The sequence below is a fragment of the Kitasatospora sp. NPDC004614 genome (assembly GCF_042873675.1).
GTDB lineage: Bacteria > Actinomycetota > Actinomycetes > Streptomycetales > Streptomycetaceae > Kitasatospora.
Genome location: NZ_JBIALR010000007.1, coordinates 59,396 through 78,330 on the forward strand (window position 1 = coordinate 59,396; position 18,935 = coordinate 78,330).

The 18,935-nt window shown below is 72.1% G+C and carries 17 protein-coding genes and 1 pseudogene; 8 read left to right on the forward strand and 10 right to left on the reverse strand.

The window, feature by feature from the left end; translation table 11 throughout:
- Nucleotides 1-109 precede the first annotated feature (109 nt).
- From ACFYST_RS17275 to ACFYST_RS17285, 3 genes are all read right to left on the reverse strand, one after another.
- Nucleotides 110-274: an FxLD family lanthipeptide gene (locus ACFYST_RS17275; protein ID WP_363452299.1), complete on the reverse strand. Its 165-nt coding sequence runs from the start codon at nt 272-274 to the stop codon at nt 110-112.
- Nucleotides 275-317: 43 nt separating this feature from the next.
- Nucleotides 318-1,541 carry a methyltransferase, FxLD system gene (fxlM, locus tag ACFYST_RS17280; protein WP_387863142.1) on the reverse strand — a complete coding sequence of 408 codons (1,224 nt, stop codon included), beginning with the start codon at nt 1,539-1,541 and terminating at the stop codon, nt 318-320.
- 190 nt (nt 1,542-1,731) lie between these two features.
- Nucleotides 1,732-2,166, reverse strand: a complete 435-nt coding sequence (locus tag ACFYST_RS17285) for an ATP-binding protein (RefSeq protein ID WP_387863144.1) — start codon at nt 2,164-2,166, stop codon at nt 1,732-1,734.
- Nucleotides 2,167-2,398: 232 nt separating this feature from the next.
- On the opposite strand from ACFYST_RS17285, the gene ACFYST_RS17290 reads away from it, so the two are divergent.
- Together ACFYST_RS17290 and ACFYST_RS17295 are read left to right on the forward strand one after the other, a co-directional pair.
- Nucleotides 2,399-3,733, forward strand: a complete 1,335-nt coding sequence (locus ACFYST_RS17290) for a Tat pathway signal protein (RefSeq protein ID WP_387863145.1) — start codon at nt 2,399-2,401, stop codon at nt 3,731-3,733.
- Nucleotides 3,734-3,777: 44 nt separating this feature from the next.
- Entirely contained in the window at nt 3,778-4,281 is a 504-nt protein-coding gene (locus ACFYST_RS17295; protein ID WP_387863148.1) for a TrmO family methyltransferase, read from the forward strand.
- 108 nt (nt 4,282-4,389) lie between these two features.
- Here the strand turns inward: ACFYST_RS17295 and ACFYST_RS17300 are convergent, their stop codons facing one another.
- Nucleotides 4,390-5,007, reverse strand: a complete 618-nt coding sequence (locus ACFYST_RS17300; RefSeq protein WP_387863151.1) for a hypothetical protein — start codon at nt 5,005-5,007, stop codon at nt 4,390-4,392.
- A gap of 138 nt (nt 5,008-5,145) precedes the next feature.
- Between ACFYST_RS17300 and ACFYST_RS17305 the strand changes: the two are divergent.
- A pseudogene (locus ACFYST_RS17305) lies at nt 5,146-5,583 on the forward strand (flavodoxin family protein); the annotation flags it as partial.
- 352 nt (nt 5,584-5,935) lie between these two features.
- A complete protein-coding gene (locus ACFYST_RS17310) occupies nt 5,936-7,456 on the forward strand; it encodes a hypothetical protein (RefSeq protein WP_387863153.1) in 1,521 nt (506 codons plus the stop codon).
- 47 nt (nt 7,457-7,503) lie between these two features.
- Here ACFYST_RS17310 and ACFYST_RS17315 read toward each other — a convergent pair whose 3' ends face one another.
- Nucleotides 7,504-8,478, reverse strand: coding sequence for a LysR family transcriptional regulator (locus ACFYST_RS17315; RefSeq protein ID WP_387642625.1), 975 nt, complete (start codon nt 8,476-8,478; stop codon nt 7,504-7,506).
- A gap of 221 nt (nt 8,479-8,699) precedes the next feature.
- Here ACFYST_RS17315 and snpA point away from each other — a divergent pair, with 221 nt between their 5' ends.
- Entirely contained in the window at nt 8,700-9,329 is a 630-nt protein-coding gene (snpA, locus tag ACFYST_RS17320; RefSeq protein ID WP_387642624.1) for a snapalysin, read from the forward strand.
- A 74-nt stretch (nt 9,330-9,403) separates the two neighbouring features.
- Here the strand turns inward: snpA and mgtA are convergent, their stop codons facing one another.
- On the reverse strand, nt 9,404-12,082 hold the full coding sequence (gene mgtA / locus ACFYST_RS17325) for a magnesium-translocating P-type ATPase (protein WP_387863156.1): 2,679 nt from the start codon (nt 12,080-12,082) through the stop codon (nt 9,404-9,406).
- The gene (locus tag ACFYST_RS17330; RefSeq protein ID WP_387863159.1) at nt 12,079-12,303 is read right to left on the reverse strand and encodes a hypothetical protein; all 225 of its coding nucleotides are present in this window, start codon (nt 12,301-12,303) and stop codon (nt 12,079-12,081) included. Before ACFYST_RS17330 ends, mgtA begins: the two co-directional genes overlap by 4 nt.
- Nucleotides 12,304-12,558: 255 nt before the next feature.
- Between ACFYST_RS17330 and ACFYST_RS17335 the strand changes: the two genes are divergently transcribed.
- Together ACFYST_RS17335 and ACFYST_RS17340 are read left to right on the forward strand one after the other, a co-directional pair.
- A complete protein-coding gene (locus ACFYST_RS17335) occupies nt 12,559-13,422 on the forward strand; it encodes a universal stress protein (RefSeq protein WP_387863162.1) in 864 nt (287 codons plus the stop codon).
- Nucleotides 13,423-13,780: 358 nt separating this feature from the next.
- On the forward strand, nt 13,781-14,410 hold the full coding sequence (locus ACFYST_RS17340) for a GNAT family N-acetyltransferase (protein ID WP_387863165.1): 630 nt from the start codon (nt 13,781-13,783) through the stop codon (nt 14,408-14,410).
- 95 nt (nt 14,411-14,505) lie between these two features.
- Here ACFYST_RS17340 and ACFYST_RS17345 read toward each other — a convergent pair whose 3' ends face one another.
- On the reverse strand, nt 14,506-15,150 hold the full coding sequence (locus ACFYST_RS17345; RefSeq protein WP_387863168.1) for a S8 family serine peptidase: 645 nt from the start codon (nt 15,148-15,150) through the stop codon (nt 14,506-14,508).
- A gap of 24 nt (nt 15,151-15,174) precedes the next feature.
- Between ACFYST_RS17345 and ACFYST_RS17350 the strand changes: the two genes are divergently transcribed.
- Nucleotides 15,175-16,110: a rubrerythrin family protein gene (locus tag ACFYST_RS17350; protein ID WP_387642614.1), complete on the forward strand. Its 936-nt coding sequence runs from the start codon at nt 15,175-15,177 to the stop codon at nt 16,108-16,110.
- Between the two features lie 79 nt (nt 16,111-16,189).
- Here the strand turns inward: ACFYST_RS17350 and ACFYST_RS17355 are convergent, their stop codons facing one another.
- A complete protein-coding gene (locus ACFYST_RS17355) occupies nt 16,190-16,855 on the reverse strand; it encodes a class F sortase (protein ID WP_387863170.1) in 666 nt (221 codons plus the stop codon).
- Nucleotides 16,856-16,936: 81 nt separating this feature from the next.
- Nucleotides 16,937-18,781, reverse strand: a complete 1,845-nt coding sequence (locus ACFYST_RS17360) for a putative Ig domain-containing protein (RefSeq protein WP_387863172.1) — start codon at nt 18,779-18,781, stop codon at nt 16,937-16,939.
- Nucleotides 18,782-18,935 lie beyond the last annotated feature (154 nt).

The following is an 18,935-nucleotide window of genomic DNA, read 5'->3' on the forward strand; positions in this document are numbered from 1 at the left end:
ATTCGCCTCGATTCCGGGAGATTTCAGGAGGTTTCGGAAACGCCGGGGCCCGCCGTGCGGCGGCTTGACGGCCGCACGCCGGGCCCAGGTCACACGGGGAGAGGGGCTGTCAGACGTTGCCGCCGAACGAGGTGCAGGCGGTGCCCGAGCAGGTGCTGCCGCAGCCGTCGTCGGTGGAGCGCAGCAGCGCGGCCACCGGGTCGGCGCCCTCGACGATCGTCACGTCGAGCTCGAAGTCGCTCGCGGCGGCGGTGCCGGTGAGGGCCTGGGTCATGGTGCTTCCTCCTTGAGTCGGTGGTGCAGGGCCTGGTCGCGGGTTACGGCCAGGAGATCGTGAGCCGGACGTGGGTCTTGTCGACAACCAGCCCGTCCGGGAGCTGGTCGTTGGGGGTATCGATCGGCTGGGCGGTGAAGACCGGACCGTCACCGATGCAGTGCTCGCGGTCCCACTTGCGCACCTCGGTGTTGATCAGGGCAGCCAGGGCTCCCCCTTCGGGACCGAAGCCGTGCGCGCCGAACTCGTACGTCACCGGGTCCTCGCTGATCTTGCGCAGCGCGAGGTAGGCGAGGCTGTCGCCGTCCACGATCACCGGGCACGCCATGCGGTTTGCCGGGGCGACCGTCTTGGTGTCCAGCTCCGGGTTGACGGACATCAGGCCGAACCCGGGCAGCACGCTGGCCAGCCACAGGTACAGGGAGTCGAAGGGCTCCTGGTTGCCGATCGTCACCCGGGTCCACCACTCGGTGCGGGGCGTCTCCAGCGCGCCTCCCAGACGGCTGGTGTCCGGGCGTTCCAGCTCGTCGAAGCGCAGCCCGATCTCCTTCGTGCCGCGCGGCAGCACCAGGAACTCGTCGTGCGCGTCCGCACCCTGGATCTTGACGAAGCCGGAGACCGTGGCGGACACGCTCACCAGCCGCTCGCCCTCCCGGCGGAAGGTGATCGAGCGGGTCAGCCCGTGCATCCGCAGCGGCACGGTGATCGTGCCGCCCTCGGCGAGAGCTCCGGTCCACGCTGGCGGCAGGTCCCAAGCCCCGACGGTGACGATGATTCGGTCGAATGGGCCGCCCTCCACCGGCTCGGAGCCGTCCGCAAGCACCACCCGCACCCGCTCGTACCCGGCCTCCGCGAGGTACTTCTCCGCGCGCTCGGTGACGAACGGGTCGATGTCGACCGTCACCACCTCACCTGTCGGGCCGACGAGTTCGGCGATCAGCGCCGCGTTGTAGCCGCCCGACCCGATCTCCAGCGCCCGCATCCCCGGCCGCACGTCCGCCTGTTCCAGCATCTGCGCCTGGATCCGCGCGGCCGACACCGAGCTGACGGCCAGCCCGTACTCGTTCCGCTTGGTCACCAGCGCCCGCTCGGGCTCGTACGCCTCCGCCAACGTTGCCTCCGGCACGAACACATGCCGGGGCACGGCCAGCAGCGCGGCCGCGACGGCAGCCGAGCGCACCGAGCCCGCTGCCCGCAGCGCCTCGACCATCGCCACGCGCAGCGCCTCGTCCTCGTCCGGCAACGGTCGGCCGACGGGATCTGCCAAGGTGGACATCATTCTCCTCTTGATCTGCCGCATGGGTGCGGCACCGTTCCGGAGTGGGGACATGGCCACGTCCCAACTCCCTTTGCGGAAAAGTCATAAGCGCACGCCCGGAGCAGCACACCGCAGCGCCAGGCCGCCGTCGCCGAGCGATGCGAACACCGGGCAGCCGTCCTTCGAGGCGCGCGCCCACTCAAGCGGCCTCTCCGGCACCCGAGTGCTGCGGCTGCCCCGACAGCCGGGCCCACACGGTCTTCGAGCCGAGATCGACCGTCACACCCCAGTCATCGGACAGATCGGCAACCAGCAGAAGCCCCTGCCCGTCCACGCGCACACCTGCGGGGCGCGGACGCGGTCGGAGTTCGGACCGGTTGTCGCGGACCTCCAACCAGCAGTCACCTTCGATCTCCTGGAGCCGCACGGGTACGACCTCGCCGTCACGGCAGGCGTGGCGGATGGCGTTGGTGACCAGCTCCGAGCAGATCAGGACCATGTCGTCGATGCGCTCCGGAGCCCACCCCCAACCCAGGAGGGTCCGCCGAACAGCGCCACGGGCCAGTCGGGCCGATGCCACTGTCGCCGGAAACTTCTGCTCCCACAGCCGGAGCTCCTGTACTGTCACGTCCACGCCCGCTCCCTCCGCCGTCTCCGGTCGCTGCCCCACGAACCGCACGGTTGTTCCCGGCAGTTGGTGTTCGGACGGTGCCGCCCGCTTGCTCAAGACAACCGTGGTTGGCGACTGGGAGTAAGGTGTTGGCCACTCCCAGCGGTTTAACCCGTTTAACGGGAAGTCAGGGGACGTGATGGCGAAGGAAGTTCGGGTCAACGAGCGCCTACGGCAGGCCATCAGGGAATCCCGGATGACGTACGACCGCCTGGCCCTGGAGCTGGGCATCGTCGCAGGTCGACACGGTGACGACGCCCGCCCGGGCAAGTCGTTGATCAGCCACTGGGTGCGCTACAGCGTGGTGCCGTCGGGGGACATGCCGTCCTACCTCGCCGCCGTGCTGTCTCGCCGGCTCGGGCGGACCCTCACCCCGGCCGACCTCGGCCTGGCCGAAGAGGTGGGCGATCTTCGGGACTGGAGCTTGGATACGCTGAGCGTCCTGGCCGATCTCCGACGAATCGACGTGGACGACGTGGAAGTGGATCGCAGCACCGCCCTCCAGCTGATGGCCTACTCCGTCGGCGCGCTCGCACTTCCCACCGAGAGCTGGTGGGAGTCGATGGTGCGCACGGGCGAGGCACGCGGACGAGCCGGTGGCCGACGGGTCGGTGAAGCGGACGTCGAGGCGGTCCGCGACATGACCGGCCTGTTCTCCCAGGTCGACCAGCGACGCGGCGGCGGCCACGCCCGCACCGCCGTGGTGCAGTACCTCACGAGCGACGTCGCACGGTTCCTGAAGGGCACCTTCGCCTCGGAGCGGACGCGTCGGCAGATGTTCTCCGCCGCGGCCGAACTCGCCTACGTGGCAGGCTGGATGGCTTTCGACAGCGCCGACCACGCCGCAGCCCAGACCTACTTCGGCCAGGCGGTCCGGCTGGCGGCGGAGGCGGACGACCCGGCGATGGCCGGCCACGTCCTGCGAGCGATGGCCCACCAGGCACTCGACCTCGGGCACCCGAAGCAGGCGCTCGACCTCGCCACGGCGTCCATCGGCGGAGACCGGTACGCGCTCGCCTGCCCGCGCGAACGCGCGCTGCTCGGGGTGATCCACGCCCGGGGTCTGGCGGCGACCGGCCGGCACACGGCCGCTACCGGCGCCCTGCTCCAGGCCCAGCGTGACCTCGCCGCCGCGGCGCCGGGTGACGACGAACCGGCCCGGGTGTTCTTCTTCGGCGAGGCGAGTCTCGCGCACGAGACCGCCTCCGCCCTGCGTGACATAGGCGATCTCGCCGGTGCGCTGAAGGAGTTCCGGCACAGCGTCGAGACCCGCAAGGCCAGCTCGTTCGCCCGGACGCACGCCGTTACCCTCGGCTACCTGGGTGCTGTCCACGTCCGGCTCAAGAACATCGAGGAAGCCTGCGCCGTCTGGTCGGACGCGCTGGACGCGATGGAGCCCGTCCGGTCCGGGCGCACCCGGCAGACCGCCACGCACATGCGCACCGCCCTCTCGCCGTTCCGGCAGCGTGGCATCCGCAGCATCGACCGGGTCGACAGCCGGGCGGCAGCCTACCTGGAAGCCACCGCGTGAACCGACGTACCGTCACCACCTCGACCGCAGGAGGAGAACCGATCATGACCGACCGCGAGGTGTTCGAAGTCGAGGCGCTCGGCCACGTGGTGGGCGGCCGCACCGAGCCCACCGACGACTTCTGGGGCGGCACCCGGGCGATCATCCGACTCGACGGCACCCGCTTCACCCCCGACGCCACCAAGGGGCTCGAAGACTTCTCCCATCTGGAGGTCGTCTTCCGCTTCCACCTCACCGACCCAACCGACCTCAACCTCGGCGCCCGCCGCCCGCGCGACAACCCCGACTGGCCCGAGGTCGGCATTTTCGGCCACCGCAACATGCGCCGCCTGAACTGGCTCGGCGTCTCGCGCTGCCGCCTGCTCAAGGTCGACGGCCTGGACCTCCACGTCGAGGACCTCGACGCCGTCGACGGCACCTCGATCCTCGACGTGAAGCCGTGGTTCGTCGACTTCGGCCCCCGCGGGGAGATCCACCAGGCGCAGTGGACCACCGACATGCTCGGCGACTACTTCGCTCCTGGCGAGGACGGCAGGGGCCCCGAGTAGCCAAGCGGGCAACTTCCCTCCGAGGAAGCCGATTCCGAAAGGGGACGTCCGAAGTGGCCTGCTGGGCGGCCCCACTTCGGACGCCCCGGGTGAGGGTGCTCCGACGGTTCAGCGCAGGAGATCGAAGACCAGGGCTGCGACGCCGCCGAGGGCGGTGCCGGCCAGGATCTGCGCGAGGGTGTGGGCCTTGAGGACCGTGCGGGACCAGCCGATCGCCGCAGCGCCGAGCGTGGTGAGCAGCAGCCAGGGGCCGAGGGTGAGCACGAGGATCATGACGGTGCCGCCCGCGACGCTGTTGTGGATCGAGATCTGCCAGCCGGTGGTGACGAGGAGGGTGGAGGCCAGCCCCACGAGCATCGCGACGACCAGCGCGGACACCTCGGACGGGGCGCCGAAGGCGTACAGCAGGATGATGCCGGTGGCGACCGACACCAGGCTGAGCACCATCGGCAGGAGTCGCTGACGGCGGACGCGAATATGCCTGTCGGTGAGACCGCCGCGTTTCACACCGAGCGCGATGATGCTTATCGGGACAACGCCGCAGAAGAGCGCGGCCAGCAGCCCCCAGCCGAGGCCCGACCAGGAGCGGGTGCTGTGCCGGCCGATCAGCAGCAGGAGCACGATCACCAGGTTGGCAGGGGCAAGGACGTCCGTGACGACCCGCGCGGCCTTCTGGCGGGGTGTGCTGTCGGCGAAGGCGGGCGGAGCGGGCGGTTGGAACGTCACGGGGTGGCTCCGGCAGGGCGGTCGGGTCGTACGCGACGGCGTACGCGTGTGGTCTCCGGCCGCGCATCGGCGCGGCGCTCTCGCACAGCTTCTCAATGTCTTCCCGCAGGTCAGCTATGGTGTCAGAGTGTTCCGCAGGTCTGGCTCGGCGACAACTCTTCGGTGATGAAGCAGGTCGTCGAGCGGCTGTACGCCTGCTCCTCCATCCTCAACTCCCATGGCCAGTACGCCTATTACGGCCGCTTCGGCGGCTGCCTGATCACCGGCAACGAGGACGGCGCCAAGCACTGCGCGATGAACGTCCTCTACAGCCTCCAGCACCTGGGGTTCGTGATTCCGCCCCAGGCCGACGCGGGCTGGGTGGGGGAGGCCGGGCCCGGGCCGTCCTACCTGGACGAGGGATCGGGCGGGCCGGAGAACGACTTCACCAACCGCAACACGACGTTCATGACGTGGAACCAGCTGCACCTGGCGCGGATGCTCAAGGACGCGGGCGGCATCCCGGCGCACGGCAACCAGCGCTCCGAATGGGACGCCGGCTGCCGCTTCGACTTCGAGAATCCTGAACACCGTTGAACGCCGGGCTGGTCGAAGACGAGAGCTGCAACCGCAGCAGACCGCCGCCGAATCGGAACTTTCCGGGCGTGTGGGGGTTCAGGGGAGCAGGGTGTGTTCCGCGCTCTTCAGGGCGAGGCAGACCGCACCTCCCCGTCGGCCTCTTCACGTCCTGGTTCACGGGTGCCCTCGGAGCCGGTGAACTCCTGCATCGCGCGGGCGCCGAGCACCGCGGGCTGGACCTGCTCGCGGCCATGGGCGGGGACCGCCGTCCGTGGCTCGCGGACCTGTTCTGATCAGCCGGCACCTGCCGCGTACAGGCCCGGTTGATAATGGGCTGACGAACCGTCCGGCGTCTGCGACGATCAGCCCCGTGGCCCTGCGCATCGACCGTGTTCTCGCCGACCGTCCGTTCGCCGAGGTCGGCACGCCTCGGGTGGCGGTGGTGGACGAGCGGCGCGGCCTGCTCGCGGTGGCCGGCTACGTCCGGCGCGGTCGGCCCGCGCCCATGGCTGTGTACCGCACCTCCGATCTGACGTGCGTCGCGGTGCTGCGCTCGCGGTTTCCCGTCAACGCGCTGGCGTTCCATCCGGAGCTGCCGCTGCTCGCGGTCGGCACCGGCGAGTACGACGGCGGGCTCCTCAACAAGGGTGAACTCCTGTTGCTGGACCTCGAATCCGGGCCGGCCGTGTCGGCGTTCCGCGATCCGAACGGGCGCACCGTGCGCGAGGTGGAGTGGTTGGACGGGCAGTCGTTGCGCCTGTACCTGGAGCCGGTCATGAAGGATTCGTGGGTACCGCAGGTGGAGCACCTGGTGGACCTCCACCGGACCGATTGGCGCGCCTTGGAGCCGCGTTCGGTGCGCGGTGCGGAACTGGGCAATTCGAGGACCCGCCCGTTGGCGGCGCACCGGCCACCGGACCCGGCGGCGGTGCTCGATCGGTACGGCCCCGGGCGCGACCTCAGGAGCCTTGTCCATGAGGTCGAACTGCTGGACGACGGGCGGCTGTTGGCCTCCTTGGACGGCGTGCTGCTGGAGTGCCGGCTGCCGTCCGGCGAGCTGTCCTGGTCGGTCCCGGTGATCGCCTGCGGCGGCATGCAGCTCGCGGTGGCGCCCGACCAGCGGTCGGCGTGGGTGCATGCCGGTCCGTGGCACGTGTCGGGTGTTCCTGATTCGGTCAGCCGAATCGACCTGTCGAACGGCACCCGGACCGCCCGGGTGCGGCTGTCCGCCCCGGCCGGCCTGCACCTCGGCCCCGAGGGGCTCCCGGTCCTCGTTCCGCGCGGCGGCCTCCGGGTCCGGCGCGGTGGCGGGACGCTCACCACCACTTTCCGCGCACTTGAGGGCCCCGGCCGGGAGAGCGAGCGGTGGGTGGGCGCGACGGCCCCTGTCCCGCTGCCCGGCGCGGAGGAACCGTTCGTCCCGGGGTCACCTCCGGTCGGTGAACCGGGGAGGTTGCTCGAGCCGGTCTGGGCCCCGCCGCACCCGCTGTTCCCGCTCGCCCTCGCACCCGGCGAGGACCACGACGGCGGCCCGGGCGTGGAACTCCCCGGCGGCGATCTGCTGCAGGCCGGCGCGCGGTGGCGCCGGGAAGGACGCCGCCCCGGCGACTGCTACGTGGCGCGCCGCGACCCGGCCGACGGTGCCACGCGCTGGGTGTTCCGCACCGATGGACCGGCCGTCGTCCTCGACACCGACGACACGGCCGCGTACGCCGGCTACGAGAACGGCGATCTGCTGGCGCTCTCGCTGGCCGACGGCACCCTGCGCGAGTGGGTCCGCCTCACCCTGCGCGGGGCCCCGCTGGCGCCGACAGCCCTCACCGTCACCGCGCCCGGCCGGCTGCTGGTCGGCACCGAGTGCGGCCGCCTGCTCGACTGCACCCTCGCCTGACGCACGCCGACCTCTACTTCGGTCCCCGGCCCGGCCGGGCGCGGATATCAGGCTGTCGGGGCGAGGAGGGTGTGCAGGGAGCGGTTGTGGTGGCGGAGCCAGGCGCGGTAGGCGGGGTTGATGCTGGCCAGGTCGAGGTAGGCGTGGCAGAGGTCGATCCAGAGGCCGTCGAGTGCGGGCCCGCCGACGGTGTCGGGGCGCCAGGTGAGGAGGAGACGGACGGCGAGGGGGTCGCCGTGGACGGGGCGCAGGACGGTGCCGGGGCCGGGCGGTGAGGTGGGCTGGCAGGGGCGGACGGCTTCGCCGGAGGCGACGAGTTCGGCGGCGGTGGCGTTGTCGCGGACCTGGACGACGCGCGGGTCGAGTCCGGCCTCGGCGAAGACCCGGCGCAGGGCGGCGTATTCGTGGTCGGCGGTCGGGTCGACCATCCAGGTGTCGTGGGCGAGGTCGGCGAGGGTGACGACCGGTCGGCCGGCGGCGGGGTGGGTCTCGGCGAGGGCGACGAACTGGGGCTCGCGGGCGACCAGCACCCGCTGCTCGGTGCCGGGCGGCACCTGTAGCGGAAAGCCCTCGCTCTCGTGGACGAAGGCGATGTCGAGCTGTTCGACGGCGACCAGGTGGATCAGGGCGATCGCCGAGATGTCGATGTGGATGGTGGTGTCGGTCTCGGGGAGCCGGTCGTGGATGCGGCGCAGCCAGGCGGCGACCGCGCGGCTGCCGACGCTGCCGATCCGCAGTCGGCGGCGGCCCGGTCCGGCGGCTTCGGCGCGGGCGGCGGCGACCAGGGCGTCCATCCCGGTGATCACGGGCCGGGCGCGGGAGAGCACCGAGTGGCCGAGGGCGGTGGGGCGGCTGCCGGTCTGTTCGCGGGTGAACAGCCGTCCGCCGATGGCCCGTTCGATGCGGTGCAGTTGGGTGGTCAGCGACGGCTGGGCCATGCCGAGTCGACGGGCGGCCTTTCGGACGCTGCCGGTGTCCGCGATCGCGCACAGCACCCGCAGGTGTCGGACGTCGAGCTCCATCACGGGAGCATAGCCAGGCGTCCACAGCCTGCCAAGGGCATGTCAAGCTCCGCTCATGGAGCGTCAAATCAAGGGCCCCGCAAGGGTATTGCCCCCGCCTATCGCCGGTTGCCATCTCCGCGCCCCGCCCGCCCTGCCCCAAGCTCGGTGCAACAACTCGTCACCGCGTCCCGGACACGGCCCTCCCCACGGCCCCGGGACCCGCGAAATGGAGTCCCCACATGAACCGCTCCATGACCGTGCTCGCCGCTGCCCTCGGACTGGTCCTCGCGGCCGGCACCGCCGCCGTGCCCGCCGCCGCGGCCACCACCACCCAGGGCTACACCCCGTCCGCGGGCATCGCCGCCAAGTCCTCCGAGGACGCCAACAACAAGGCGTTCTACGAGGCAGTGATGAAGTCGGCCCGGGCCAAGCAGGCCGCCAACCCCTACCTGATGGCCGTCACCGTCACCTACGACGCCAGCTCGGCCCCGACCTTCCGCACCGTCATATCCCAGGCCGCGCAGATCTGGAACTCCTCGGTCAGCAACGTCCAGCTCCGCTCCGGCAGCAACGCCGACTTCCGCTACTATGAGGGCAACGACTCCCGCGGCTCCTACGCCTCCACCGACGGCCACGGCAGCGGCTACATCTTCCTCGACTACGCGCAGAACCGGCAGTACAGCTCGGTGCGCGTCACCGCCCACGAGACCGGCCACGTGCTCGGCCTGCCCGACCACTACTCCGGCCCGTGCAGCGAGCTGATGTCCGGCGGCGGCCCCGGCACCTCGTGCACCAACCCGTACCCGAACGCCACCGAGCGCAGCCGCGTCAACAGCCTCTGGCAGTACGGCCTCGCCGCGGCCGGCTGACCCCGCCCGTCCGCGACGCACGCGCCGCCCGTCCGCGACGCACGCGCCGCCCGTCCGCGACGCACGCGCCGGGTTCAGTGCAGCGGACCGGGGTGGCTGAAGCGCCCGGCCCGGCGGTGGATGCGGTGCTCGCGCTGCCGCCGGCGGGGTGCGGGCAGCGCCGCCACAGGGGTGACGGGGCGGGAGAAGAACCACCGCTTGACGCCTTCGATCAGCACCAGATAGGTGACCACCATCCCGGCCAGGGCCAGGAAGAAGGCCGGCGGGAGGGGAGTGAAGCCGAGCGTCGCGGCGGCCGGCGAGAACGGCAGCGCCACGCCCACCGCCACCACCCCCAGCGACGCCACCAGCAGCGGAATGCTCGGGCGGCTCCGCAGGAACGGGATCCGCCGGGTGCGGATCGCGAAGATCACCAGGGTCTGGGTGGCGAGGGACTCCACGAACCAGCCGGAGCGGAACAGCGCCGCGTCCGCGTGGAACACACCGAGCATCACCCAGAACGTCAGGAAGTCGAAGAGCGAGCTGGCCGGACCGAACCACAGCATGAAGCGGCGGATGAACGAGATGTCCCAGTGCGCGGGCGCGCGCAGCTGCTCCTCGTCGACCCGGTCGGTGGGGATGGTGAGCTGGCCGGTGTCGTAGAGCAGGTTGTTGAGCAGGATCTGCGAGGGCAGCATCGGCAGGAACGACAGCGCCAGCGAGGCCCCGGCCGCGCTGAACATGTTGCCGAAGTTGCTGGACGTCCCCATCAGCACGTACTTGATGGTGTTGGCGAAGATCCGCCTGCCCTCGGCGACCCCCTCGGCGAGCACGCCGAGGTCCTTCTTCAGCAGGACGGCGTCGGCGGCGTCCTTGGCCACGTCCGTGGCGCTGTCCACCGAGATGCCGATGTCGGCGGCGTGCAGCGCCAGCGCGTCGTTGACGCCGTCGCCGAGGAAGCCCACCGACCGGCCGCTGCCGCGCAGCGCGCGCACCACCCGGGCCTTGTCCTCCGGGGACACCCGGGCGAACACGGTGGCGTCCGCGGCGGCCGCGGCCAGCCGCTCGTCGTCCAGGGCGCCGATGTCCCGGCCGGTGAGCGTGGCGCCGGCGGGCAGGCCCAGGTCGGCGCAGACCTTCTCGGCCACGACCGGGTTGTCGCCGGTGCAGATCTTGACGGTGATGCCGAGGCCGGCGAGGCGGCGCAGCGACTCCGCGGCATCCTGCTTGGGCGGGTCGCGGAAGACCAGGAACCCGGCCAGCCGCAGCCCGGTCTCGTCGGCCCCCGTGATCGTGAGCAGCTCCCCGGCCGGCCTGGCGGCCACCGCCACGACCCGGTCACCGGCGGCGAACAGCCCGTCCAGGACGGGCGCGGCCGTCGCGGGGACGTCCACGCACCTGGCCAGCACCTGCTCCGGCGCGCCCTTGGTGACGAGCACCGGGCTGCCGTCGGGCCGCCGGACGAGGGCGGAGGAGAGCTGGCGCTCGTGGTCGAAGGGGAGGGCGGCGAGCCGCCGGTGCCCGGCTGCCAGCCGGGCGGCTCGGGGGGCCTGCCAGAGCGCGGTGTCCAGCGGGTTGTCCCCCAGGTGGTCGCCGTCGAGGTCCCCCTCGGTGGCGAGCAGGCCGAGCAGCAGCACCTCGTCGCGGGCGGTCCCGGCCGGATCGAGGGCGCTCTCGAAGGTGATCCGGCCCTCGGTGAGGGTGCCGGTCTTGTCGGTCACCAGGACGTCCAGGTCGCCGAGGTCCTCGATGCACACCAGGCGCTTGACCAGGACGTCCCGGGCCGCGAGGCGGCGGGAGCCGGCCGCCAGGCTGGTGCTGACCACGGCCGGCAGCAGCTGCGGGGTGATCCCGACGGCGATCGCCAGCGAGAACAGCAGCGCTTCCAGCAGCGGCCGGTGCAGCACCGTGTTGACCACGAAGATGCCGGTGGTGAGGACCGCGGCGACCCTCAGCAGGAGCATCGAGAAACGGCGCAGGCCCACCTGGAACGCCGTCTCCGGCTGCCGTTCGCCGAGGCCGAGCGCGATCCGCCCGAACGCGGCGCGGCCGCCGGTGGCGACGACCGCCCCGGTGCCGCTGCCCGCGTGCACCACCGTGCCCATCAGCGCGCACGACGACAGCTCCGCCAGCTCGGCCCCCTCCTCCACCCGCGCCAGGCCCTTGGCCACCGGCGCGGACTCGCCCGTGAGAACGCCCTCGTCGCACTGCAGCCCGGTGCAGTCCAGCAACCGGACATCGGCCGGGACGATCTGGCCGAGCGCCAGCCGGACCACGTCGCCGGGTACCAGAGCGGTGACGTCCACCTCCTGCTCGTGGCCGTCGCGCAGGACGACCGCGGTGTGCCGCACCCGGGAGTGCAGCGCCTGGGCGGCCCGCTCGGCCCGGTACTCGTTGGTGAAGCCCAGCACGACACTCAGCAGCAGGATGACGCCGATGACCACCGCATCGGTGCGCTCACCGAAGAAGAAGGACACCAGCGCGGCGGCCAGCAGCAGGAGCAGCAGGGCGCTGCGCAGCTGGCGGCCGAGCACCGCCAGGGCCTTGACCTGGTGCGTGCGCACCGCGTTGGGGCCGCCCGCCGCGAGCCGGCGTTCGGCCTCGACCCCGGTCAGGCCGGCCGGGGAGGCGGCCAGCCGGCTCAGCACCTGCTCGACGTCCTGGGCGGCGGCCTCGCCGACGGGCACCCCGGCCGCCCCCGCGGACCGGTCGGCGGCGGGGCCGGGCCGCGCCGCGGACGGGCGGAGCTCCCGCCGAGTTCCGGCCCCGGTCACGAGGCCGCGCCGGACGGGCCGTCGGTGGGTGCGGCCTGCCACAGGGCGGCCCGGGACGGATCCCGGTCGTTCGCCGCGGCCACGAGGCGCGGCCTCCCTGTGCCGTTCATCCTGTCCACGTCCTTCTCCTCGGTGGGTGGTGCCTGGAGCGCGGGCAGGCCGCGCAGGTCGAACACGAGACGGGCACCGACCTTGCCGTCCGGGACTCGTGCTGCCACCATTCCACCGCCCCGGACCGGCGCGCGCTGGGGCCTGCCGGGGCAGACAAGCGAAGCCGAAGGTCCTGCGGACGGCGGGGCCACCGCCGCGCCGACACCGGGACGTCCGGGCGTACGCCTCCGCGCCTCCCGGGACCTTGGGCCCCGCCCGCGGCGCCCGGCAGGCCCTGGAACCCCGGGCCGTCCTCGGCGAGGCTGATACCCGATCCCGAGCGGTGACGCCGGGGCTTGCCGAACGACGGAGAGCAGGGCACTTCCATGAGCAGGTACATCCTCGCCGGCACCGACGGCTCGGCCGAGAGCATCGCGGCGGCGCGGTGGGCGGCCGACGAAGCGGTGCGCCAAGGCCACGCGCTGCGCATCGTCCACGCCTGGACCTTCGAGGACGACATCCACGCCGCCCCCGACCAGCCGGCGGAAGTACGGGCCCTGACCGAACGAATGCTCGCCGACGCCGCCGAGCAGGTGCGCGCGACGCACCCCGGGCTGGAGGTGCACACCGGTCTCCTGACGGACGACGCACCCGTCGCGTCGCTGGTCGCCGCCGCCGCCGAGTCCGAGCTGCTCGTGCTCGGCTCGCTGGGCCTCGGCGGCTTCGAGGGCCTGCTGGTGGGCTCGATAGGCCTCGGGGCCGCGGCCCGGTGCGAGGCGCCCGTGGTCCTGGTCCGGGCCGAGCGGGCGGACGGCGCCGGCCGCAGGGCCGAGGTGGTCCTCGCCGTCGACACCCGGGAACCGGCGGCCGAGGTCGTCGACTTCGCCTTCCAGCAGGCCGCCGCCCGCGGCGCCGTGCTGCGCGCCGTCCACGGCTGGACCCCGCCGCCGGTGTGGGGCTACGCGGGCTGGGTGACGCCGCAGTTCGAGACCGAGCAGTTCCGCGCCCTGGAAGCCGGGCTGCTCCGCGAGGCGCTCGGCGCGTGGCGCGCCAAGTACCCGGACGTCGAGGTGGTCGAGGACAGCCGGATCGGCAGCGGCGCCGGCGCGGTGGTGGACGCCGCCGGCGATGCCGCGCTCGTGGTGGTCGGCCGCCGGCGCCGCCACCGCCTCGGCGCCCACCTCGGCCCGGTCGCCCACGCGGTGATCCACCACGCCCAGGCGCCGGTCGCGGTCGTCCCGCACAACTGATCCCGGCCCGAACGCGAGAGCCCCGGTGCCGCCACCCGCTTCGTGCGGGTCGCGGTACCGGGGCTCGGTCCGTTGCCCCCGCTTCCCCCGCCACCGGTCCCGCCCCCCGCACCCCCGTGGTCCCGAACCGCGGCCCCGCCCGCGCGGGCCGACAAGTTCACGACCAGGCGGTGTTGATCGGATGTCCACTCACCGCTGGTTCACTGCGAGCACCGACCCCTTCGAGGCCCAGGGAGGACCAACAGTGCTCGAGCGAACGGCAGTCGGCACGGACGCGGCGGGCGGTACTCGCGCGCGGCCCCGCACCGGCGGGCGGCCCGACTTCCCGCCCCACCCACCACTCCGTGAGGGCCCGACGATGAATCGCCCGCCCGTGCCCCCGCCCGCGACGCTGCCGGCCCTGGAGACCGCCCGCGTCCGGCTGCGCGACCACCGCGCCGACGACCTCGACGCCCTGCGCCCGGTCTGGGGCGACGCCACCGGGATGCGCCACCTGTCGACCGGCGTCATGGACGACACCCGGATCCGACGCAGGCTGGCCGAGGCCGTGGCGACCGCAGCCGAGACACCGCGCCGGCACTACCAGTTGGCCGCCTGCCTCCAGGGCGACGACCGCCCCGTCGGCGGCATCCGGCTCTCCGTCGAGGACGACACCACCGGGTACTGCGGCGTCTTCACCATGGCCTGGCACCTCCGCGGCTCGGGCTGCGCCCCCGACATCGGCTGGCTCATGCTCAAGCTCGCCTTCGCCGAACTCGGCCTCACCCGGGTGTGGAGCATGACGTCCCTGGAGAACACCGACGCGATCCGCGCGATCACCCGCTTCGGCTTCACCCCCACCGGCGAGACCGAACGCTACTTCCCCGAAGCCGACACCACCATGCGCCTGCTGACCCTGGAGGTCACCGCGGCCACCTGGTGCACCATGCCGGTCCCGCCCGGCCCCGGGCGTTGCCGACCATGGCCTGACGGGGCGTCAACTCCGTGACAAATCGGTGGCGGAGGTGCCGGGCGGCCTACGACGGCGAGGTGCTCGCCCGGGACGGCGTCGTCTGCGGCACGCTCAACTACCGGCTGGGCCGTTCATGTCGACGCCCGCCGCAGGCGCTCGTACGCGGTCCAGGCGTTCAGTAGCGGCGGTACCACCGAGCGCCGTACGCCGTGGAGGGCGGCTGCGCGGACTTCGGACGGGGTGGCCCGGGGGAAGCAGGAGAGCAGGAGGGCGAGGGTTCCGGTGACGAAGGGGACGGCCACGCTGGTGCCCGCGAGGGCGAGTGGGCGCTCGCCGGGGTTCAGGTGCACCACGGCCCGGCCCGGTGCGCCGAGGCCGTGGGTGCCGATCGAGCTGCCGAGGTCGGAGAGGTCCATCGGGCGGTTCCGGGTGTCGTAGGCGACGACCGGGATGGTCCAGTGGTGGCGGGTCAGGACGGAGCTGCCCAGCCGGCCCTGGTTGCCGGCCGCGACGACGGTGAGTACGTCGTGCGCCGCCGCGTGGTCCAGGGCGGCCGTCAGCTCGCGGTGCCCGCTGCCGGACGGCCGCTCGGGCGCGCCGATCAGCTCCGCGCTGTCGAAGGAGTAGAGCTGGCCGACGGGCCGCCCCGGCGCGAAAGGCGAGGGCGCCGGTCCGTCATGGACATGCCGCCGGACTGCCGGGCCCCGACGTACGGCGAACGGAGCAGAAATCTCGATCGTGGACGATGCGTCTGCTTCGATGCGAGCAGCCCCCACTCCGTTTCTCATTGGGAGAAGAACGTGCTGCCTTCCGTCCGTCACCTGCTCGCGATCGGGACCTGCCTGCTGGCCGTCGGCGCCCCGGCCACCGCCGTCGCCGCCCCGCAGTCCGTCCACCGGCTCAACCCGCAGACCCTCACCGATCTGCAGACCTCGATGCGGGGCGAAGCCTTCGCGAACGCCTCCTACACCTTCTACGCCGACCAGGCGGACCGGGAGCATCTGCCCGCTGTCGCGGACCTCTACCGCCGCACCGCCGAGGTGGAACTCCACGAGCACTTCCACGAGGAGGCACTGCTCGACGGCCTGATCGGCGATGAGGCGGCCAACCTCGCTGCTGCCATCGAAGGAGAGACGTACGAATCGACCACGATGTATCCGCAGTTCGCCCGGGAGGCCGAGCAGGACGGCGACCTGAACGCGGCGGCGCTGTTCGCGGAGATCGCGAAGGACGAGGCCGGCCACAACGAGGCGTTCAAGGCCGCGCTCCACGTCCTGCAGACCGGAGAGGGACAGGTTCCCGCCCCGCCCCAGGCCGACCAGGTCCCGGTGCCCGCAGGCCCGCCGCAGGTGCACGCGGCCCGGACCCTGGCGAACCTCGACGCCGCCCTGCACGGCGAGGCGCTCGCCTTCGCCCGCTACACGGCCTTTGCCGAGCAGGCCGCGCAGTCCGGAGACGCGCGGGTGGCCGCACTGTTCACCGGCACCGCTTCGGTCGAGCTGCACGAGCACTTCGCCGGCGAAGCCGTCCTGTTCGGATTCGTCAAGGACACCCGGACCAACCTGCACGGGACCATCGCCGGCGAGAACTACGAGGCGACTTTCATGTACCCGACCTTCGCGAAGCGTGCCCGAGCCGCAGGTGACCTCGAAGCGGCAGATCTCTTCCGCGACAACGCCCGCGACGAAGCCGGTCACGCGAGGGCGTTCCAGCAGGCTCTCCGCCGGATCGACTGACCACCGGCAGCGGACTTGACGCGCGCAGCGACACTGGGCGGCGGCCGAGAGCCGGGAGTTCGGCCGGGGGGCTGCTGCCTCACTGGGCGCTGCTGTCGGGTGGGGCGAGGTGGGCCGTGATGACGAAGTTGTCGACGGCGGGGGTGTTGTCGGGTTTTTCGAGGCAGGTGAGGACGACCAGGCGGCCGGGGATGTCGGACCAGATGGTGGTGTCGTTCGGGAGGTCGGATTTGGGGATGGTGGTGGCCCGGTCGACGACGTAGGGGGTGTTGCTGACGTCGATGATGGCGCCGGGGGCGACGTTGGAGGTGCCGGTTTCGGTGGCGAAGAGGTAGTTGCCGGGGCCGACGGCGCCCCGGCGGAGGGAGTGCATGGCCACGTAGACGGTGCCCTCGTCGGGGGCGGTGGGGGTGCCGAGGTTGGTGATGCGGTAGGCGGCGGTGAAGCCAGGGGGGACGACCGAGCCGGCGACCTCGTTCATGGTGCCCAGGGGGACGTCGAGGCCGACCGAGGGGACGATGAAGCGGCCTGCGCCGTCGGGCTTCGCGTCCTGTTGTCGGTGCTGCTCCGGGGGGAGTTCGGCGCCGGGGTCGAGCTGGACGGGCCTGCCGTTCATGTCGACGCCCACCTCGGGCGCGAGGTGGTCGTGGTGGGTGAGGGCGTAGTGGCCGAGGAGGGCGGCGCCGGTCAGGGAGATGGCGGCCAGGAGCAGCACCAGCCATTCGGCGCGGCGGGTCAAGGTCATGGGCGTTGCTGCTCCTCGACACGACCGCCCGCCGGCCCTGGGGGGCGGCGGGCGGTGCGGGATCAGATGGGACGAGGTGGGTCAGTGGCGGCGCTTTCTGCGTCGCAGGGTGAGGGTGGCCAGTCCGGTGGCGGTCGCCAGCAGCGTTGCCGCGCCGGTGACTGCCCAGGCCAGGGGCGATGCGCCGGTGAGGGCCAGTGAGCCGCCGGTGTCCACGGACGGGCCCTCGGGGTGGGGGCCGCGCGAGGGCTTGTGGGTGGGCTTGTGGGTGGGCTTGTGGGTGTGAGTGGGCTTGGGGGTGGGGGAAGGGGTGGGGCCGGTCGGGGTGATCGGCAGCGCGGTGCCGGCGGACCCGGAGGTGAGGGTGACACCGTCGGGCTGCAGGCCGGACGCGGTGGCGTTGTTGTGCAGGGTGCCGCCGGCGGTGATGTCGGCCTCGGTGGTGGTGTAGGTGGCGGTGCAGTGGGTGGAGGCTCCCGCGTCGAGGGTGCCGCCCAGCGGGGTGGGGGCGCAGGTGACCGGGCCGAGCGGGCCGGTGCCGGAGAACTCGATCTCGTTGATCGCCAGCTCGGTCAGCGGCACATTGCCGTTGTTGAGGACGTCGAAGGCGTACGTCACGACGTCACCGGCCGCGGTGAGTTCGGTGATCGGCCGGCCTTCCGCGTCCGTGGCGGTCGCGGTCTTGGCGAGCGACAGTCCCGGAGCCGCCGGGTTGATGACGATGGTGTACTCGCGCGTCGAGGTGCCGTCGACGGGGTCCGAGACCTGGACGGTGAACGTGTAGCTGCCCGCCGCGGTGGGGGTGCCGGTGATCGTGCCGTCCGGGTTCAGCGTCAGCCCCGGGGGGAGTTCACCGGCGACGAGTGTCCAGGTGAGCTGCGGGTTCGGGTTCTCGGTGGTCGCCTCGACCACGTCCGAGTAGGGGACGCCGACGGTGCCGTCGTGCAGGAACGGGGTGGTGATGCACGGCGGCTGGGTCAGGCCGCCGAACAGGTTCTGGTTCCAGCCGGAGAAGGTGTTGCAGATCAGCGTGGTGGTCGCGGCGGCGCCGGAGTAGCCCGCGATGCCGTACCCCCAGAAGTCGCGCAGCGGCGGCTGGATGGGCGAGCGGCTGATGTCGTTGTAGGAGATGGTGATGTTCGTGCCGCCGGTGACGTTGATCCCGACGTCCGCGCCGTCCGGGCCGGCGATCGTGTTGTGGTCGACCGTCAGGTTGTTCGCGGTGAACAGCAGCATTCCGGTGGAGCTGCTCGCCGAGTTGTTGGCCGTGTACGTCAGCACGGTGTTGTTGGTGAAGGTGCCGCCGGAGTTGAAGTACTGGACCGAGTTCTGCGCGATGTTGCCGGTGATCGGCGGCGGGGGCAGCGGGATGTTCATGTCCGGCGGGCCGAGGGTGGAGCCGGTGACGTTCATGGTCGCGGCGCCGTTGGCGGTCAGCCCGTTCTTCTGGAAATCCGCCACGTTGACGTCGGTGACCGTCACGGTCTGCGGGCCGCCGCTGGTGGCGTCGACCATGATGCCCTGACCGAAGTTGTAGGTCTGGTGCCGGGTGATGCCGATGACCGTCACGTTCGTCAGCGACCCGGACGCGGACAGGAACCTGATGCCGAAGTAGGCCGCGTTGGTGCGGGAGTCGTCCGGATCCCGGGGCAGGTAATTGCCCTGCACCGTCAGGTTCTTGATGTTCATTGTGGTGGCGCCGGTGGCGTTGCTCAGCACCGCGCCCATCAGCGGGTCGGCCAGGGAAGTGTCGGTCGCGGTGATGGTGTGGCCGGCGCCGTCCAGGGTGTACCCGTCCGGGATGGTGAGGTTGTCCGTGGTGGTGCAGTCGCCGGTCAGTGTGATGGTCGTGCCCGAGGTGGACGAGGCGGTGCAGACCGTGCGGATGTCCACCGTCGCCGCCGAAGCGGGAGAGGGAATCCACACCAGCGATCCCGCCGCCACGACGCAGCCGATGGCAGCTGCGCTTAAACAGCGGCGCCGGCCGGACCGCCGTCCTTGTGGGTGCGGGTGTGAGGACGCGGCATTCGTGCCGAATTGTGACGCTCTGATAATCATCATGTGACAACCTCCCCCGGCA

What these genes read in the sequence shown, in the direction of transcription:
- ACFYST_RS17275 (WP_363452299.1), bottom strand. Translation starts at nt 274, where the DNA reads ATGACCCAGGCCCTCACCGGCACCGCCGCCGCGAGCGACTTCGAGCTC.
- ACFYST_RS17290 (WP_387863145.1), top strand. Translation starts at nt 2,399, where the DNA reads ATGACGTACGACCGCCTGGCCCTGGAGCTGGGCATCGTCGCAGGTCGA.
- ACFYST_RS17295 (WP_387863148.1), top strand. Translation starts at nt 3,778, where the DNA reads ATGACCGACCGCGAGGTGTTCGAAGTCGAGGCGCTCGGCCACGTGGTG.
- ACFYST_RS17315 (WP_387642625.1), bottom strand. Translation starts at nt 8,478, where the DNA reads ATGGAGCTCGACGTCCGACACCTGCGGGTGCTGTGCGCGATCGCGGAC.
- snpA (WP_387642624.1), top strand. Translation starts at nt 8,700, where the DNA reads ATGAACCGCTCCATGACCGTGCTCGCCGCTGCCCTCGGACTGGTCCTC.
- ACFYST_RS17330 (WP_387863159.1), bottom strand. Translation starts at nt 12,303, where the DNA reads ATGGTGGCAGCACGAGTCCCGGACGGCAAGGTCGGTGCCCGTCTCGTG.
- ACFYST_RS17335 (WP_387863162.1), top strand. Translation starts at nt 12,559, where the DNA reads ATGAGCAGGTACATCCTCGCCGGCACCGACGGCTCGGCCGAGAGCATC.
- ACFYST_RS17340 (WP_387863165.1), top strand. Translation starts at nt 13,781, where the DNA reads ATGAATCGCCCGCCCGTGCCCCCGCCCGCGACGCTGCCGGCCCTGGAG.
- ACFYST_RS17355 (WP_387863170.1), bottom strand. Translation starts at nt 16,855, where the DNA reads ATGACCTTGACCCGCCGCGCCGAATGGCTGGTGCTGCTCCTGGCCGCC.